Source organism: Pseudomonas sp. SZ57 (assembly GCF_009495975.1).
Classification (GTDB): domain Bacteria; phylum Pseudomonadota; class Gammaproteobacteria; order Pseudomonadales; family Pseudomonadaceae; genus Aquipseudomonas; species Aquipseudomonas syringae.
In genome coordinates, this window is the sequence record NZ_WIBD01000015.1 from 73,579 (window position 1) to 90,598 (window position 17,020).

General features: G+C 59.7%; 12 protein-coding genes and 3 pseudogenes. 8 read left to right on the forward strand and 7 right to left on the reverse strand.

Annotated elements, in window-relative coordinates:
* Positions 1-54 precede the first annotated feature (54 nt).
* Positions 55-1,236 (reverse strand): urea ABC transporter substrate-binding protein, encoded by a 1,182-nt coding sequence (gene urtA, locus GE543_RS14950; RefSeq protein ID WP_153221757.1) that lies wholly within the window; start codon positions 1,234-1,236, stop codon positions 55-57.
* Between the two features lie 841 nt (positions 1,237-2,077).
* On the opposite strand from urtA, the gene GE543_RS14955 reads away from it, so the two are divergent.
* The 3 genes from GE543_RS14955 (at position 2,078) to GE543_RS14965 (ending at position 5,613) form a co-directional block, all read left to right on the forward strand.
* Positions 2,078-3,226, forward strand: a complete 1,149-nt coding sequence (locus GE543_RS14955) for a transporter substrate-binding domain-containing protein (RefSeq protein ID WP_003407312.1) — start codon at positions 2,078-2,080, stop codon at positions 3,224-3,226.
* Complete coding sequence (locus GE543_RS14960) at positions 3,223-3,855, forward strand: ANTAR domain-containing response regulator (RefSeq protein ID WP_003407311.1); 633 nt, start codon at positions 3,223-3,225, stop codon at positions 3,853-3,855. The genes GE543_RS14955 and GE543_RS14960 overlap by 4 nt, the downstream gene beginning before the upstream one ends.
* Positions 3,856-4,077: 222 nt before the next feature.
* Positions 4,078-5,613 carry an amidase gene (locus GE543_RS14965; protein ID WP_153221759.1) on the forward strand — a complete coding sequence of 512 codons (1,536 nt, stop codon included), beginning with the start codon at positions 4,078-4,080 and terminating at the stop codon, positions 5,611-5,613.
* A 60-nt stretch (positions 5,614-5,673) separates the two neighbouring features.
* Here GE543_RS14965 and GE543_RS14970 read toward each other — a convergent pair whose 3' ends face one another.
* From GE543_RS14970 to GE543_RS14980, 3 genes are all read right to left on the reverse strand, one after another.
* On the reverse strand, positions 5,674-6,648 hold the full coding sequence (locus tag GE543_RS14970; protein WP_004410690.1) for an aliphatic sulfonate ABC transporter substrate-binding protein: 975 nt from the start codon (positions 6,646-6,648) through the stop codon (positions 5,674-5,676).
* A 76-nt stretch (positions 6,649-6,724) separates the two neighbouring features.
* Positions 6,725-7,684, reverse strand: coding sequence for a D-isomer specific 2-hydroxyacid dehydrogenase family protein (locus GE543_RS14975; protein WP_153221760.1), 960 nt, complete (start codon positions 7,682-7,684; stop codon positions 6,725-6,727).
* A complete protein-coding gene (locus GE543_RS14980) occupies positions 7,681-9,027 on the reverse strand; it encodes an LLM class flavin-dependent oxidoreductase (RefSeq protein ID WP_004410692.1) in 1,347 nt (448 codons plus the stop codon). The genes GE543_RS14975 and GE543_RS14980 overlap by 4 nt, the downstream gene beginning before the upstream one ends.
* A 924-nt stretch (positions 9,028-9,951) precedes the next feature.
* On the opposite strand from GE543_RS14980, the pseudogene GE543_RS27905 reads away from it, so the two are divergent.
* The 4 genes and pseudogenes from GE543_RS27905 to GE543_RS27475 form a co-directional block, all read left to right on the forward strand.
* A pseudogene (locus GE543_RS27905) lies at positions 9,952-11,316 on the forward strand (PAS domain S-box protein); the annotation flags it as partial.
* A 207-nt stretch (positions 11,317-11,523) separates the two neighbouring features.
* Positions 11,524-11,991 (forward strand): annotated as a pseudogene (locus GE543_RS27910) (methyl-accepting chemotaxis protein); the annotation flags it as partial.
* Positions 11,988-13,475, forward strand: coding sequence for a chemotaxis protein CheW (locus GE543_RS14990; RefSeq protein WP_153221762.1), 1,488 nt, complete (start codon positions 11,988-11,990; stop codon positions 13,473-13,475). The pseudogene GE543_RS27910 and the gene GE543_RS14990, both read left to right, overlap by 4 nt.
* Positions 13,476-13,530: 55 nt before the next feature.
* Entirely contained in the window at positions 13,531-13,656 is a 126-nt protein-coding gene (locus tag GE543_RS27475) for a hypothetical protein (protein ID WP_003315538.1), read from the forward strand.
* An 87-nt stretch (positions 13,657-13,743) separates the two neighbouring features.
* Here GE543_RS27475 and GE543_RS15000 read toward each other — a convergent pair whose 3' ends face one another.
* Both GE543_RS15000 and GE543_RS15005 read right to left on the reverse strand, forming a co-directional pair.
* Positions 13,744-14,142, reverse strand: a complete 399-nt coding sequence (locus tag GE543_RS15000; protein ID WP_003319635.1) for a hypothetical protein — start codon at positions 14,140-14,142, stop codon at positions 13,744-13,746.
* A 122-nt stretch (positions 14,143-14,264) separates the two neighbouring features.
* The gene (locus GE543_RS15005) at positions 14,265-15,140 is read right to left on the reverse strand and encodes an MBL fold metallo-hydrolase (RefSeq protein WP_153221763.1); all 876 of its coding nucleotides are present in this window, start codon (positions 15,138-15,140) and stop codon (positions 14,265-14,267) included.
* Positions 15,141-15,248: 108 nt separating this feature from the next.
* Between GE543_RS15005 and GE543_RS15010 the strand changes: the two are divergent.
* A pseudogene (locus GE543_RS15010) lies at positions 15,249-16,139 on the forward strand (LysR family transcriptional regulator).
* Between the two features lie 104 nt (positions 16,140-16,243).
* On the opposite strand, the gene GE543_RS27915 reads toward GE543_RS15010, so the two are convergent.
* Positions 16,244-17,011 carry a methyl-accepting chemotaxis protein gene (locus GE543_RS27915; RefSeq protein WP_370683535.1) on the reverse strand — a complete coding sequence of 256 codons (768 nt, stop codon included), beginning with the start codon at positions 17,009-17,011 and terminating at the stop codon, positions 16,244-16,246.
* Between the last annotated feature and the right edge of the window lie 9 nt (positions 17,012-17,020).

Below are 17,020 nucleotides of genomic sequence, written 5' to 3' on the forward strand. Positions count from 1 at the left end.
TGTTGCTGCACATTGACGAAAGTGGGCGCGAAGCGGATCGCGCCCGGGCCGGGATCAGAGTTTCGGAAAGGGGTTGGGCTCGATCGGTGCCGACTCGTAGATCACGTCGACCTGGCCCTGTGCATTGAGGGTGCCGATGCGCGCACGCTTCCACAGGTGGTGGTTGTCCTTGTGCACCTTGATCTCGCCTTCAGGCGCATCGAGGGTCAGTTCCGAGGATGCGGCGATCACTTTCGGCACGTCGAAACTGCCTGCTTTCTCGGCGGCCTTTTTCCACAGGTACACCGCGGTGTACGCCGCTGCCATCGGATCACCGACGACGCGCTGCTGCCCATAGCGCGTTTTGAACGCCTGGACGAATTTCTCGTTGACCGGGTTTTTCAGGCTCTGGAAATAGCTCATGCAGGTCAGGAAGCCGACGAGGTTTTCCGCACCGATGCCGGTGACTTCCTCTTCGGTGATCGCCAGCCCCATCAGCGTCTGGTTACTGCTGTCGATACCCGCGGCCTTGAGCTGTTTGTAGAACGCTACGTTGGAGCCGCCGACGATGGTCGACAGCACGATGTCCGGCTTGGCCGCCTTGATCTTGTTGATCACCGAGGAAAACTCGATGGCGCCCAGCGGCAGATAGTCTTCGCCGACGATGGAGCCGCCCTGTTTGGTCACCGACGCCCGTGCCAGCTTGTTGGTGGTGCGTGGCCAGATGTAGTCGGAACCGACCAGATAGACGCTTTTGCCCTTGTTGGCCATCAGCCAGGTAACGGCCGCCAGGGTCTGCTGCGACGCTTCGGCACCGGTGTAGATAATGGCCGGGGATTTCTCCAGCCCTTCATAGAAGGTCGGGTAGTAGAGCAGGCCCTTGTTGCGCTCGAAGACCGGCAGTACCGCTTTGCGCGAGGCCGAGGTGAACGCGCCAAAGGTGACCGCAACGTGGTCGTTTTCCAGCAGTTTGCGTGCCTTCTCGGCGAAGGTCGGCCAGTCGCTGGCACCGTCCTCGACGATCGGCTCGATGGTTTTGCCCATCACGCCGCCACTGGCGTTGATCTCTTCGATGGCCAGTTTTTCTGCGTCGACCACCGAGGCTTCACTGATGGCCATGGTGCCGGTCAGCGAGTGGATGATGCCGACTTTCACAGTCTCGTCCGCCTGCGCCTGACCGATCAGGGAAAACGGCAGCAGGCTGATCGCACCCAGCAACAGAGCATGCTTGATCAAACGGCGTTTGTCGTTGTGCATTCACTTATCTCCCAGGAATGAAAAAAGCCCGACGTCCCGGCCAAATCAATGGGCGGGAGGTCAGGCTTTTGTGCCGAATCTGGCGGGACAACTGCGTCCGATCCAGTCGTACGCGAGGTGTCTCCCTACTTGCCGAGAGGGGCGTAGGGCAAACAGCTGGCGCGATGTCTCAGGAGGAACTTAGCAAGGGCAATGCCAACTGGCGAAACGGCTGTTGGCGCGCGTTTCCAAACCCTGAGGCAGAGCATCCCTGCATTAATTGCACGCACACACCGACATGCGCCGCTTTGGCGCGAGCAGCGCTTCTACGCACCAAAAGCGTGATGCAAAAGTCCCTTTTCCTCGCGATATGTACTGATGCATACACTGAGATATTGTGCTTTTGCAGGAGCGAACTTGTTCGCGAAGGCAATGTTCGAGGCGACCTAAACCCCAAGAATGCGCAGCCGTCTTCGCAACAAAGGTTTGGGGGCGATAGCTACTGAGTTTCGCGCCTTTGTAGGAGCGAACTTGTTCGCGAAGGCAATCTTCGAGGCGACCTAAACCCCACGAATGCATGGCCGTCTTCGCTAACGAATTCGCTTCCCCCTGATGCGCCTCGTCACGCATGGCCCGCTCCCTGCATGAGCCTGCCCGACACCCTCGCAGGGTCTCTTGCCACACGCCCATTCTCGGCAGGTGTGGAAGGCCCCTCGCACGACTGGTCCTGACACTGCCGTCACGCCAGCCCCAGGCACAACCGCCTGAGAGCCACCGTTGAATCCACGGTTATTCGCTCAGTCTTCTTTTCAGGCTCCCGGCCACCTGCGGGCGTCTCATCTCACGTGAAAGGTTTATAGGCATGACTGACCCGTCGATCCGCATAGGAGGTCTGTTTTCCAATACCGGCGTCACCGCTGCCGGTGAGTGTTCAACAATGCGCGGCGCACAGTTTGCAATTCATCAGATCAATGCCGCCGGGGGCGTGAATGGGCGTCCTCTGGAACTGATCACCCGCAATCCGGATTCCACGCCTGCACTGTTTGCCATGCATGTCGAATCGCTGATTCGCGAAGAGAACCTGCGGTTTTTCTTCGGTTGCTACACCTCGGCGGCACGCAAGGCCGTACTGCCTGTCGTCGAACGCTACAACGCATTGCTGCTTTATCCGGTGTACTACGAGGGCTTCGAGTATTCGCGCAACATCATCTACACCGGCGCCACGCCGAACCACAACGCGGTGCCACTGGGCAGCTACATGTTCGATCACTTCGGCAGTCGCGTGCTGATGATCGGCTCGGAGTACGTCTACCCGTACGAAACCAACCGGTTGATGAGCGACCTGCTTTACGAACGGGGCGGCAGCAAGCTGGGCGAATACTACTTGCCACTGAAAAACGCCAGGGCAGAGGACTTCGCCAGACTCATGGTCAAGGCCAGAGAGCTGAAACCCTCGTTCATCTTTTCGACAGTGGTCGGCGACACCATGGCCCACCTGTATCAGGCCTACGCTGATGCCGGTTTCGACCCAGCGGTCATGCCGATTGCCAGTGTCACTACCAGCGAAACCGATATTCAGCAGATGGGCGTCCATCTGGGCACCGGGCACATTTCGGCAGCGACCTATTTCCAGTCGATCGACACGCCGCTCAATCGCCAGTGCATCGCCCAGTACCGGGAAATGTTTGGCCAGCATCAGGTGACCGACCGCTGCTGGGAGGCCGCTTACTTTCAGGTCCATCTGCTGGCCAAGGCGATCGCCCGTGCAGGCAGTACCGACGTGGAGAGTGTGTTGCAGACCATGCGCGGTCTGGAATACGACGCGCCTCAGGGACGGGTGCGTATCGATGAACACAACCACCATACCTACCTGTACTCGCGGATCGGCCGTGCCAATGCCGACGGGCAGTTCGACATCCTTTACGAAAGTCAGAAAGCGCTGAAGCCCGACCCTTATGCGGTGGCGCCTGACTTCAATGGCTGGTCCAGCCTGACCGGGAGGCGTCCATGACCCTGCGTGCCGCCAAGAAACGTTTGCGCAACGACAGCGCAGGCGGCATCAAGGACCTGCGCGATATCAGCGTGCTGGTGATGCATCCCGATGACGAAGACGGTCGCAACCTGATCGCTCAGTTGCAGCGCATCGGTTGTCAGGTGCGGGTGCAGTGGCCGATCCCCGAGCGTCTGCACAGCGAGGCTGACGTGATCGTGCTGGCGGTATCGCCGGAGAGTCTGTCGACCAACACGCCTTGGCTGCTGCACCACTCGACGCCACCGATCATTCCGGTAATCGCCTATGAAAACCCGATCATTGTCGAGGCGCTGGTGCAGCTCAACGCCTGTTCGGTGATTCCGTCGCCGGTCCGCTCGTTCGGCCTGCTGACCGCTCTGGCCATCACCCTCAGCCAGGCCCGCAAGACGCGGGAACGGGAAAAGCACGTCAAGCGCCTGGAAGGGCGCATGGCGGTCATGCGCACCGTGCAGCAGGCCAAGATCATCCTGATGGAAACCAAGGGCCTGTCTGAAACGGACGCCTACAACGCGTTGCGTGATCAGGCGATGGCCAAGCGTGAGCCGGTGGAAAAAATCGCCGAGGCGCTGGTCAAGGCCCATGAACTGTTTCAACAAGCCTGTTCCTGATAGGTTGCAGACAAGCTTCGAGTGTCGGGCGCCACGCCTGATCCTCTTCTGCGCGGAAGGTTGCCATACGCCCTGACCCGGCAGGTATGGAACACCGCGTGGCGACCGGCGTGGACAACGACGTCCTCCGGATCGAGCCCAGGCCTGTGCGCCCCTGCGCAGGCGGCTCCAGTCAATGACTGCCTGAACCCGGGCTGTCCTTACCGTTATCTGGAGAACACCATGTCCGTAAAACGCCCCAGCAAAGCCGACTTTCTGATTGCCGCCCAGGACCATGGCTACGACCTGTCAGACAGTCAGATGGAGTCGTTCCTCAGTCTTGCAGACGAAACTCTGGGTTCCTACGAAGCCATCGATGCCCTGTACGCTGCCCATGTTGCCCAGCCTGCGCCGCTGCGCGAACACAGCAAACCGGCTGCGGCCGAGAACCTGTACGGGGCCTGGTACGTCAAGACCCACATTGCCGGTGCTGCCAGTGGCCCGCTGGCAGGCAGAACGGTGGTTATCAAGGACAACGTATCGGTGGCCGGTGTGCCCATGGCCAATGGCTCGCTGAGCCTTGACGGTTACGTGCCGTCCGAAGACGCCACGGTGGTCAAGCGCCTGCTGGCTGCGGGTGCGACGGTCATCGGCAAGTCGGTGTGCGAAGACCTGTGTTTCTCTGGAGCCAGTTTTACCTCGGCCACCGGCGCGGTGAAAAACCCCTGGGACCTGACCCGCAACGCAGGTGGTTCATCCAGCGGCAGCGCCGTGCTGGTCGCGCTGCAGGAAGTGGACATGGCCATCGGTGGCGACCAGGGTGGGTCGATCCGCATGCCGTCGGCCTGGAGCGGCATCGTCGGACACAAACCCACCTACAGCCTGGTGCCTTACACCGGCGCCTTCCCGATTGAACGGACCATCGACCATGTCGGCCCGATGGCCAACAACGTGCGCGACTGCGCGATCATGCTCGATGTGATCGCCGGCGCCGACGGGCTCGATTCAAGACAGAAAAACCCGCCAGCCGTCAGTTGCGTCGCGACCCTCGATCAAGGCGTTGCAGGCCTGAAAATAGGCCTGCTGCGTGAAGGCTTCGCGATTCCCGGCATGTCCGAGCCGCAGGTTGACGCACTGGTTCGCGCCGCCGTGGCGCAACTGGAAAGTCTCGGTGCGACGGTCGGTGACGCCAGTGCGCCGTGGCATCGCGGGGTGGCACTGGACATGTGGAATGTCATCGCCACCGATGGCGCGGCGTACCAGATGCTGCAAGGCAACGGTTATGGCATGAATGTCGACGGCTATTACGACCCCGAGATCATGAGTTACTTCGGCGCCAAGCGTCGCGAACACGCCAATGCGTTATCCAGCAGCGTGCGTGCCGTGGCGCTGACCGGGCATTACAGCCTGAAAAACCTGCACGGTGCGTACTACGCCAAGGCGCGGATGCTGGTGCCGGAGCTCACCCGTCAATACGATGAAGCCTTCAAGCAGTTCGACGTGCTGGTCATGCCGACCATGCCGTTCGTGGCCACCACACTGACCGCCGCCGACGCGCCGATTGAAGAGTACGTGCATAGCGCGTTGAACATGCTGGCCAACACCGCACCGTTCGACCTGACCGGCCACCCGGCCACGTCAGTCCCGGCCGGTCTGGCCGACGGACTGCCGGTCGCCATGATGATCGTCGCGCCGCGCTTCAAGGATGCCCTGGCGTTGCGTGTCGCGCAGGCTTATGAAACCGCCCGCGGAACGTTTCCCACGCCTCCGGGTGTTTGAGTCCGGAGACTGATCGAGGGGCATACTCGCTCCATGCGAGCGGGTGTGCCCCTTCATTCCTCAAGGCTTCCACACCTCCACATCCTGCGCATCCACCGCCTTGGGCAGCAGGCCGGCAGCGAAGAAGGCTTCGGCGATATGCTGTTGTTCGTCCAATTGATCGTGCGTGACTGGCTGGATCTGATAAGTCCGATGGCTGTTGGCGATTTCAACCGTTTCGATATCCAGATTGCCCCACAAAGGGCTCAGTAGCTGCGCTGCTTCGCGTGGATTGGCCTTGAGCCAGATGCCTGCCTTGTGCAACTGCTCGTAAACCACGCTGAGCACTTGTGGGTGGTCCTTGGCGTAGCCGGTGCCGGTCAGGTAATAACGCTTGTAGCTGGACAATCCCTTGCCGTCAGCCAGAGTGCGCGTCGGCAATTGCCGTTGGGCGCTGGTCAGGAAGGGTTCCCAGGTGACCCAGGCGTCAACTTTATTGTTCTCGAAGGCCGCGCGGCCGTCGGCGGGCGACAGGTAGGCGGGCTGAATATCGGAAAATGTCAGACCGGCCTTTTTCAATGCTGCGATCAGCAGATAGTGAGAACCCGCCGCCTTGGTGACCGCGACCTTTTTGCCTTTCAGATCCGATAACTGCTGCACGGGCGAGTTTTTATGGACGATGATCGCCTGCGCGGAAGGCGAGGCCGCTTCCTGGGCAAAGTAGGTCAGCCGGGCCTGCGCTGCCTGGGCGAAGATCGGTACGGTGTCCGCCACATCCGCGCTGATATCCACGTTGCCGATGTTCAAAGCCTCTAGCAGCGGCAGGCCACTCGGAAACTCATGCCAGGTGACGGTGACGTTTTGCGGCGCGAGGGCTTTTTCCAGAATGCCCTGTGTTTTCAGCAGGGTGATCAGCGTCGACGATTTCTGGTAACCGATTCGCAGCGTTTCCTGCGCTTCGGCAGGGAAGGTGATGCACAAGGCCAACGCCGCGAGCAGACCTGCCAGCAGCGGACGACGATAGCCGGTTTGTGTGTTTTTTATCGGTTTGGGCATGGCACGCTCGGTATTTGAAGGTGACGCTGAGTGTCAGGAGTGGTATCCCCACGCAGCGCAATGAGGATGATCTGTGTCAGTAGCCGCGCTGGCGATCAGCCTGATTCTGCAAGGCCTGCCCGCTGAGAAAACGGTCAAGGTTGGCCAGAAAGCTGTCGGCTATTTCGTGGCGGCTGTTGCTGGAGATCGCCGAGGTGTGGGGTGACAGGCGTACTCTGGGGTGTGCATACAGGAGATGACCGTCCGGCAGGGGCTCGGGTTCAGTGACGTCCAGCGAGGCTAGGCCAATGGTTCCCCTATCGAGCGCCTTGAGCAGCGCCTCATGGTCAAGCAGGCCACCACGGGCGATGTTGATCAGGTGCAGGCCGGGTTTGGCGCTGTTCAGTACGTCGGCGTTGACGATGTGCCGTGTGGCAGGTGTCAGAGGTGCGGCCAGTACCAGATGGTCGGCGCGGGAAAAAAGCTCGTGAATGTCGCGCGCGCTTTCGACGCCATCAACCTCGAACGGCGTCTGGCTCTGCCGCAACGCCACGACGGTGATGCCCAGTGCCAGCGCTTTACCGGCCAGGCTGCGACCGATGGCGCCGAAGCCGAGAATCCCGAGCGTAGTGCCCTTGAGCGGTGTCAGTGCAGTGAAATTCCATTGCGAGTCATGCACCCAGATGTCCGGCAAGTGTTTGGCAGCAGCGAAAATGGCGGCCAACGAGAACTCGGCAATGTTTTCTGCTGCGCTGCCCCGCGAGGTGCTGACCGGCGGGCCGTCGAACAGCCAGCCGGGATAGAAGTCGATGCCCGAAGACACCACCTGAATCCATTTCAGGCCATAGGGCCAGCCCGGAGGCGGCGAGGCAGGGGCTTCATAACCACGCACATTGATAGGGCGCGCCAGCAGAATGCTGACCTCGCCGGTCAGGTCGCTCGGCACGCCGGCCGGTACGCCGATGACCCTGGCTTCTGGATGGGTCACTGCAAGCCGCTCGCTGATGACCTGATTGAAGTCATCATCCAGTTGGCTGGCTATCACGAGTCGAGTCATGCCACAGCCTCGTCTGATTGATGGGCGACAGCCTTTGCATGACGATTGGCCGGTATTTCAAGACCGAGATTGTCACGCAGCGTATTGCCGGTGTATTCGGTGCGGAACAGTCCGCGCTGCTGCAGCACCGGCACCACCTGTTCAGTGAAATACTGCAAACCGTCCGGCAGGACGCTGTTGATGATGAAGCCATCGGCTGCGCCTGCCTCGAACCATGTCTGTATCGCGTCGGCAACCTGATCGGGCGTGCCGACGAAGTCGCGTCGGGGCAGGGAGAAGCGCAGGGCGACCTCACGCAGGCTCAGGCCTTCGTCTCTGGCCAGTTGCTTGATCCGGTCCGAACCGCCTTTCTGGCTGTTGGAGCCCAGATCACCTAGTTCCGGGAAGGGTTCGTCCAGTGGGTACTGGCTGAAATCGTGATCATTGAAGGGGCGGCCAAGGGCGACAATGGCATCTTCGATCGTCACCAGCTCCACGGCCTGGCGATAGCGGCTCTCCACCTCGGCCTCATCACGCCCGACAATCGGGCGAATACCCGGCAGAATCGACAGCGCGTGGGGATCTCGGCCAAAGCCGCCAGCTCTCTGTTTCAGGTCCTGATAGTAGGCGCGTGCTTCATCGAAGCTCTCGGCGTGGACAAAGATCGCATCCGAATTCTGAGCGGCGAAGTTACGCCCGGCCTCGGAAGTGCCTGCCTGAAAAATCACCGGTTGACCCTGCTTCGACCGGGCGATGTTGAGCGGGCCTTTCACCGAGAAAAATTCGCCCTTGTGGTTCAGCGCGTGCAGTTTGCCTGGCGTGAAGAACTCGCCTTTCTGCTTGTCGTAGGCGAAAGCGTCGTCTTCCCAGGAATCCCAAAGGCCCTTGACCACTTCGATATGCTCTTTGGCAATTCGGTAGCGCACCGCATGTGGCGGGTGTTCGCCCTTGCTGAAGTTATCGGCGGTGCCACTCAGCCACGACGTCACCACGTTCCAGCCAGCCCGGCCGCCGCTGATGTGGTCCAGTGAGGCAAACTGGCGGGCGACCTGGAAGGGCTCTGTGTAACTGACCGTGACCGTCGCTACCAGACCGATGTGCCGGGTGGTGGCTGCGAGTGCGGACAGAATGGTCAAGGGCTCGAAGCGATTCAGGTAGTGAGGACTGGATTTCTCGTGAATGTGCAGGCTGTCGGCAATGAACACAAAATCGAATCGGGCCGCTTCTGCCAGGTGGGTCTGTTGCTGATAAAACCCTAAATTCACACTGGCGTTGGCCAGCGCTTGCGGGTGGCGCCATTCGCCCCAGCCATGGCCGACCCCGTGGACCATGGCGCCAAGTTTAAGGTGTCGTTGTTTGCTCATGAAGTGTGCCCCGGGCGTGATGAGGAAGGTAGATTCACCTCCGCCTGGAGAAAGGGGTCGGTAATGGGATTACGGTATTCCTATAAAAAACTGCCGTGAAATTCTTTTTTGTTATAGGTTTATTATTAAATTAAATAATTATTAATTTAGAAATTATGCGTTATTTGAATTTTAAGGATTTCCCTTCGCACGCCATGTCCCGGGCCTGATTATCTGTTCGTGAAATATCTGGCCGACGCCTTACTCAAGTACCTGACCGGGTCGCAACGAACAAACATTGATCCAGGGCAAAACCTGCACGTCTACAGTGTTTCAAAGTGACGAAAATAATTGATATGTCGGTGATCCGGCCGATACAGGCCTACGTATGCAGCCCTCAGCCTACCCAAGCCTTCTAGAACAGGAGTTCTATGGATCCGCGTCTTGCTGGACTTTCCTTCTTGCTGACCCTGGGCTGGACTGGCGCTGTCATTCTTGTCATCTGGTTTTATGCCTGATGAACAAGAGGTGTTCGACGTCGATAAAGGCGTGGTGTTCGAAGCGCTCTTCGCTGACGAACGGCAGTCTGTCCGTGTGATAGCGAAATAGCTGCCCTAAAGCTGTTCCGTTTGATGCCGATGTTAATGCTACAGCTACCTGCCAAGTGGAGTCGGTCATTCCATCCGGCGCTGATGAACTGCAGTTTGCGCTATGGACGGCATTGAGAAAGACGATTAACCGGCTTGATCGGCAGCCTCCATAGTCCACACATCGCTGTGTCTGACAGGGCTCGCGGAAACCGGCGCTTCATAACAATACTTCCATAGATGCTTACTCGTAGAGTATTTCCACATGTCGACCACAATTGAAAGCACCCCCAGGGACAAGGCCGGGCTGGAACTTGATCTTCACTCGCTGATGACGGCCATTGACCGTTCCCAGGCGATGATCGAGTTCGATCTTGAAGGCAATATCCTGCGGGCCAACACCAATTTTCTGGATTGCGTCGGTTATCGGCTGGATGAGGTCCAGGGTCGGCATCACCGTATGTTCTGCACGCCGGAACATGCGTCTAGCGTCGAATATGCAACGTTTTGGGAAAAACTGGGCAAGGGCGCTTTCGACGAAGGTCAGTACAAGCGCCTGGGCAAGAACGGGCGCGAGATCTGGTTGCAGGCGACTTATAACCCGGTGTTCGACGAGCAGGGCAATCCGTTCAAGGTCGTGAAGTTCGCCACGGACGTGACTGCGCAACGCAAGTCCAATGCCGAGTACGAAGGCAAGGTTGCGGCCATTGATCGTTCGCAGGGCATTATCGAATTCGACCTGAACGGTCGCGTGCTCAACGCCAACGAAAACTTTCTCAAGGTCCTGGGCTATCGTCTGGACGAGATTCAGGGCCAGCACCATCGCATGTTCTGCGAAGACGACTACCTGAACAGCCCGGCCTATCGGGCCTTCTGGGCCAAGCTCGAACGTGGCGAGTATGACTCCGGCGAATACAAGCGCATCGGCAAGAACGGTCGCGAGCTGTGGATCAGCGCCACTTACAACCCGATCTTCGACCCGGATGGTCGTCCTTACAAGGTCGTGAAGTTCGCCAACGATGTGACCGAGAGCCGCATTCGTCAGGCTGAGTCCGCGGGCAAGGTGACGGCCATCGAGCGCTCCCAGGCGGTGATCGAATTCGATCTGACGGGCAAGGTGCTGCACGCCAACCGCAATTTTCTGGCGGTATTCGGCTACGAGCTCGATGAAATCGTCGGTGAACACCACCGTATGTTCTGCTCCGAAGAATTTGTCAGCAGCCTGCAGTATCGTGAGCTCTGGGAGAAGCTGGGGCGCGGCGAGTACGACGCCAACGAGTACAAGCGCAAGCGCAAGGACGGTAAGGAGATCTGGATTCAGGCGACCTACAACCCGATTTTCGATGCGCAGGGCAAACCCTACAAGATCGTCAAATTCGCGCTCGACGTGACTGTGGGCAAGGAAACCAGCGTCGAGGACCAGGGCAAGGTGAATGCCATCGACCGCGCCCAGGCCGTCATCGAATTCGACATGGCCGGCAACATCATCACCGCCAATGCCAACTTTCTCAAAGCGCTGGGTTATGGCCTGCTGGAAATCAAAGGCAAGCATCACCGTATCTTCTGTGAGGAAGAATACGTGCGCGGCACCGAGTACCGTGAATTCTGGCACGGGCTGGGGCAGGGCGAGTTCTATTCCGGGCGCTTCATGCGTGTCAGCAAATACGGGCAGAAAATCTGGATTCAGGCGACGTACAGCCCGATTTTCGACCACGACGGCTTGCCGTTCAAAGTGGTGAAATTCGCCACTGACATTACCCGTCAGGTTGAGATGGAACAGGCGATAGAGGCCAAGACCCGCGCCATGGGCGAGTCGGTAAAAGCACTGATGAACGCCATTTCCTATGTGGCGCAAAGTACCGAGACGGCCACCGATCTGGCCAGAATGACGCGTGAGCAGGCCAGTTCCGGTTCGCAGACGCTGGTCAAGGCGTCCGACGCAATGGGCATGATTGCCAAGTCCGCCGAGGGCATTCAGGACATCATTCAAGTGATCAGCGAGATCGCCAGCCAGACCAACATGCTGGCTTTCAACGCGGCCATCGAAGCGGCCAGGGCCGGTGAACATGGCCTGGGCTTTTCGGTAGTCGCCGACGAGGTGCGCAAGCTGGCCGAGAAGTCCTCGCGTGCGACCAAGGAAATCAACAAGCTGATTCTGGAAACCGTCAGCCGGATCGAGTCGGGCAACGAAATTTCGCGCAGTGCCGGCGAAGCCTTTGAACACATCGTGGAAGGCGTGATGCAGACCACCCAGGCGATCGACGGGATCAACACGGCGACAGAGAAGCAACGCCTGTCGGCGCAGGAAGTCGAGACCCTGATCGTCGAGCTGCATAAAGCCAACCTGACCGGCTACACCGAAACTCTGAACAAGGTATCCATCGGACAACCTGCATGAGCAGCCTGAATGCCTATGGCGTCGTGCAGATCAACGGTGTGTATCTGGCGGTGGTTGCCGATGCGTTGATGGAGGCCGTGCACTGGCCTGCTGATCTGCATCCCCATCCATTGACACGGGGAGCGCTGCGTGGGGTGTTTACCTTGCGTGGCAAACCGGTGCCATTGGTCGACCTGCGGGCTCAATTGGCGGAGGGCGGCGATATGTCTTCGCCGACGCCACTGGTGGCGATGCTCAAGTACGGCGGTGGATACCTCGGGCTGGCGATTGACGCTGTGTGCGACATTCTCAAGGCCCGTGATTCTCAGTTCAGTCCACTGGGACCAGCGGGCAGCGGTGTCGGCTTGCTGCCCTCTCTGCTGCTCGGCGCTGAAGAGTCACGGATGATCTACAAGCTCGATCTTGCCTTCATGAGTGGTTTGCCAGGCGTACTGTTCGCTGCCGACCCCAACGCGCAAGTGCTCAAGGATGAGGCGCTGGCCGCCAAGAGTCGCTTGCTGCATTACCTGGTGTTCGAGTGTGATGGCCGCAACTTCTGTATCGATGCCAGCGTTGTGACCGAGTTGGTGGACGATCCCGAGATCACGGCGTCGGATTTTGCCAGTGACTGCTGCTTCGGCGTCACCTCGGTGCGTGGCACCAAGGTCCCGGCGCTCAATCTGTCCGAAGTGCTTGGCCTGGATCATCAGCGTCAGACGTCCAAGCCGCAGTTGCTGCTGTTGACTGCGCCGGACGGGCGGGTGTGCGGGTTTGGCTACGACCGCATGGTTGCCATTCAGCGTCAGGATCCGGACAGCCTGTTGGCGGCGCCGGGCTATGGCCTGCCGCATCCAGAGCTGCTGGCCGGAGTAATGAACCTGGAGGAGGGGCAGCAGGCCTTGTTGCTTGATCATCCGATGCTGCTGCAGCGCCCGGAAGTCAAAAGCTACACCCAGGTTTATCAGCACGACGTCAAACCTGCCCAGGCCTCGCACGATGTGACCAAGGCCATGCTGCGCCACGCCTGCCTGCTGTTCGACGCGCCGACCCGCTTCGTCGCACCGTTGAGCCAGATCGTGGAAATCATGAGCATGCCGCAGCAACTCATCGGCCTGTCGCAGCCGGAAACGCATTTGCTGGGGCAGTTCAATCTGCGCGGCGAGCAGGTACCGCTGATCTGCCTGAGCAGCCTGTTGGGCGAAGGCGCACAGGTCCAGGCCGAAGCAACGCGTGTATTGATCGTGCGTGGCGAGCGGCTGTGCTTCGGTTTTGCAGTGAACCGCGTCGATGCAATCGACGCGTTCAATCAGTTCGATCCGGCCATGCTGGAACAAGGCTGGCAAGCCAGTGCCGGCAAGGGCATTTCGGTCAATGACCGGGTCCGTTCGCTGGTCAGCGTCGGCAGTCAGGAGCGCAGCTGGCGTGCGACCCTGCTCGATCTGCAGGGCCTGGCCAGACAACTGGAATGCAACGTCGATCAGCGCCGCACTGTGCAATCAGTCTGAACCGAATGCTCCGCGCGTGGCCTTATTTGAGTGTCCACCAGCGGAGTCAACGACCATGACTGACAAGAAAGACGAGAAAAAACCGGAACCGCAAAGCGATGTGCCCGCGCACTCGACGCCCGAAGAAAAGGAACGCCTGAAAGACTTCAACAAGGACGGTATCCCGCCTGGGGTTTGTTGATCAGCTTGCGGTAGTGTTCACGTGACGCCCGGTCTATTCAGGCCGGGCGTTGTCGTTTCTGAAAGCCTGACTGGGCTTTGTCTCGACTCACGCGTCGCGCAGCAGGTCGTTGGCGTTGAGCAACTGATAGGCGATCTGTGGACGTGCTTCCAGGGCGCGGCGGATGGCGGCAGGTATCGATTGACGCGTCTTGCGACACAGCCCGACCTTTTCCTCGACGACAATGCTGATGCCGCGCATGGTGCGCACTTCGTTGAAGCCAGGCGCGACGTCGACACGCACGCCCAGTTGCTGAAAAATCTTGTGCTGCATGTGCTCCAGATCTTCCAGACTGTCGATACGCTCCAGGCGATCCAGCAGGGTTTTTTCCGCATCGCGGGACAGCAGCAGAATCCGCAGGTCTGCATCTTCCGCGTCCAGCAGCTCGCGCTTGCAGTCGCAAGCGCCGGGCGGGCAGGGGTTACGGATTTTCAGAGGGGCGTTCATGGGCGCAGCATAGCGACTGATATGGGCGTCTGACCATAGCTGAGTGCATGTGCGCCGCGCAGGTAAAAGCCTGGCCCCTGCTGATATTCGCAGCGCTCCGCCGGGGCCTTACAGGTGCCGGATCAATTTGGCCACTTCATCTCGCCCTTGATGACTTTTGCGCTCATCTCCAGCGAAGCCGGTTCGGCCAGTTGCGGCCATGCTTTGTGCATGGCGTCGATCAGGGCGGCGGAATCCTTGGCCTTGGCGGCCTGCTCTTCGAAGGACTTCAGGTAGTCGGCGGTAAACGTCACAGCCTGGGTGCCTGACGGGACCTCGCCCAGGTAATGACCCGGAATCACGGTGGCCGGTTTCAGCGCCTCGATGCCTTTGAGTGTCGCGAGCCAGTCCTGACGCGATTTCGTGCTTTGCGTGTCAGCGACCCAGACATGAATACCGCTGGAGACCACGACACCGCCGACCACTGCCTTGAGGGAGGGAATCCATACGTAGCTGCGCTCGGGCGCCGGGCCGTTAAGGCCTTTGATCTGCAACGGTTGGCCTTCAAGCGTCAGGTGGTCGCCCTTGAGCACTTCCGGCACAACCAGGCTGGCTGGCGCATTGTCCTTGAGAATCGGGCCCCAGTACGCGAGTTTGCCCTGCATCGACGCCTTGATCGCCTTCACGGTAGGTGCGCTGGCGACGATCTTCGCCTCGGGGAACGCGGCTTTGATGACGTCCAGACCGAAGTAGTAGTCCGGGTCGCTGTGGCTGATATAGACGGTGGTAAGTTGCTTGCCGCTGGCCTTGATCTTTTGCACCAGGGCCTCGGCGTCGTTGCGCTGGAACTGCGCATCGATAAGCACCGCGTCATGCTTGCCGGTGATCAGTTCGGATGACACCGGGAAGACGGCTTTTTCAGCCGGGTTATACACTTCGATTGCCAGGGGGGCGGCGGCCTGGGCTGCGAGAGGGAACAGAGCAGCGAAGGACAGGGCAAGCAGGGATTTACGCAACATGGGGTACGACCTTCGTTCGGGCAGGACTGAGGTCGTTATCTTATGTTGCCTTAGATGAAACAAAAGCCGCAGTATTGGCAACTATTGATTGCTTATATCGGACGAATCGTGGATCGGATCATAGCGGCACGGGTATTCATCGCTATCAACGACAGGGGCAGCCTCATAGCCGCCGCCGAGGCGCTGGACATGTCTCGGGCAATGGTCACACGTTATCTGGCGCAGATGGAGAGCTGGGCCGGAGCGCGACTGCTGCACCGGACCACGCGCAAGCTCGGCTTGACCGCACCAGGGCAAGTGACCTTGTTGCGGTGTCAGCAACTGGTCTAGCTGGCCGACGCGGTGCCGCTGGCGGCCGATACGCAAATCGAGGAGCCACGCGGCATGCTGCGCATCGCCTGTTCGCAGTCACTGGCGCTGGCCGTTCTGGCACCCGCGGTGACGGCTTACCTGCGCCGTTATCCCGGCACCTCGGCAGACCTGCTTATCGGCAACGAGGCCGTGGATCTGGTCAGCGAGCGAATCGATCTGGCGATCCGCATCACCAATCAGCTGGACCCCAATGTCATTGCCCGTCCGCTGGGGCAATGCGATTCGGTGGTGTGTGCTTCTCCAGCCTATCTCGCCATGCACGGCACGCCGTCCAGGCCGCAGGAACTGCCTGCCCACAACTGCCTGACCTATTCGTACTTCGGCAAAAGCCTTTGGGAGTTCACCCGCCAGCAACTGCCGCTCAGTGTGCCGGTCGGCGGCAACCTGAGTGCCAACGATTCAGTGGTGCTGCTGGAGGCCGCAGTGGCGGGCGCCGGTATCAGTCTGCAGCCTGTGCATTCGGCGGCGCCGTTAATTGCAAGCGGCAAGCTGATCGCCCTGATGCCGGAGTACCAGCCACGGGCTTTGGGGATACACGCGATCTACACCTCAAGGCACCATCAGTCAGCAACGCTGCGCACTTTTCTGGATTTTCTGACTGAATGGTTTGAGAGGGACGGAGATTAGATCTCCTGCTGTGGACAGGGCTCAGAGCGTCCAGAACACGCGGAGCATGGGCACGATAGGGTACGCACAGACGCCCATCGTTCCCACGCTCCGTGTGTGCATCATCAGGTCTTGAACTTGCGCACCAGGCCGTCCAGTTCGCTGGACAGCATCTCCAGGCTTCTGGAATCCGCGCGGGCCGAGTCCGAGAGCTCGGCGATCAACTGCGCATCGCCATGGATCTGGCTGATGTGCCGGTTGATGTCTTCGGCCACCTGATGCTGTTCCTCGGCGGCGGTTGCGATCTGGGTGTTCATGTCGCGAATCACATCCACTGACTCGCGGATCTGCCCGAAGCTGCTGCGTGCCTGTCCGATCTTGGTCACCGATTGCTGCGACACGTCGAGGCTGGCATGCATCTGTTGCGCCACCGAGGCAGTGCGTTTGGCCAGGTTGCCCAGCAGGTTGTCGATTTCGGCGGTCGAGTCCGAGGTGCGTTTGGCCAGTGCGCGGACTTCGTCGGCTACCACGGCAAAGCCGCGACCCTGTTCGCCTGCACGTGCTGCCTCGATGGCGGCGTTGAGCGCCAGCAGGTTGGTCTGCTCGGCAATCGAGCGGATGGTGTTGAGGATCGACTGAATGCCTGCGCTGTCCTTTTCCAGTTGCGTCATGTCCTTGGCCGAGCGGGTCAGCTCCTCGCTGAGCTGGTCGACGCTGCGCACCGCCTCATCGATCTGCCGCTGACCTTCACGCGCCTGTTGCTGACCGTTGTCGGCCGAGTCGGCGGCCTGGCTGCAGGAGCGCGCGACTTCATTGGAGGTGGCGACCATTTCATGAAACGCCGTGGAGACCATGTCCACTGCTTCGCGCTGCCGGCCAGCGGCTTCAGCCATGTCGTTGGA

Bases quoted from the DNA above. Each gene is read 5' to 3' on its own strand.
- urtA (WP_153221757.1), bottom strand. From the start codon at position 1,236: ATGCACAACGACAAACGCCGTTTGATCAAGCATGCTCTGTTGCTGGGT.
- GE543_RS14955 (WP_003407312.1), top strand. From the start codon at position 2,078: ATGACTGACCCGTCGATCCGCATAGGAGGTCTGTTTTCCAATACCGGC.
- GE543_RS14960 (WP_003407311.1), top strand. From the start codon at position 3,223: ATGACCCTGCGTGCCGCCAAGAAACGTTTGCGCAACGACAGCGCAGGC.
- GE543_RS14965 (WP_153221759.1), top strand. From the start codon at position 4,078: ATGTCCGTAAAACGCCCCAGCAAAGCCGACTTTCTGATTGCCGCCCAG.
- GE543_RS14970 (WP_004410690.1), bottom strand. From the start codon at position 6,648: ATGCCCAAACCGATAAAAAACACACAAACCGGCTATCGTCGTCCGCTG.
- GE543_RS14975 (WP_153221760.1), bottom strand. From the start codon at position 7,684: ATGACTCGACTCGTGATAGCCAGCCAACTGGATGATGACTTCAATCAG.
- GE543_RS14980 (WP_004410692.1), bottom strand. From the start codon at position 9,027: ATGAGCAAACAACGACACCTTAAACTTGGCGCCATGGTCCACGGGGTC.
- GE543_RS14990 (WP_153221762.1), top strand. From the start codon at position 11,988: ATGAGCAGCCTGAATGCCTATGGCGTCGTGCAGATCAACGGTGTGTAT.
- GE543_RS27475 (WP_003315538.1), top strand. From the start codon at position 13,531: ATGACTGACAAGAAAGACGAGAAAAAACCGGAACCGCAAAGCGATGTG.
- GE543_RS15000 (WP_003319635.1), bottom strand. From the start codon at position 14,142: ATGAACGCCCCTCTGAAAATCCGTAACCCCTGCCCGCCCGGCGCTTGC.
- GE543_RS15005 (WP_153221763.1), bottom strand. From the start codon at position 15,140: ATGTTGCGTAAATCCCTGCTTGCCCTGTCCTTCGCTGCTCTGTTCCCT.
- GE543_RS27915 (WP_370683535.1), bottom strand. From the start codon at position 17,011: ATGGCTGAAGCCGCTGGCCGGCAGCGCGAAGCAGTGGACATGGTCTCC.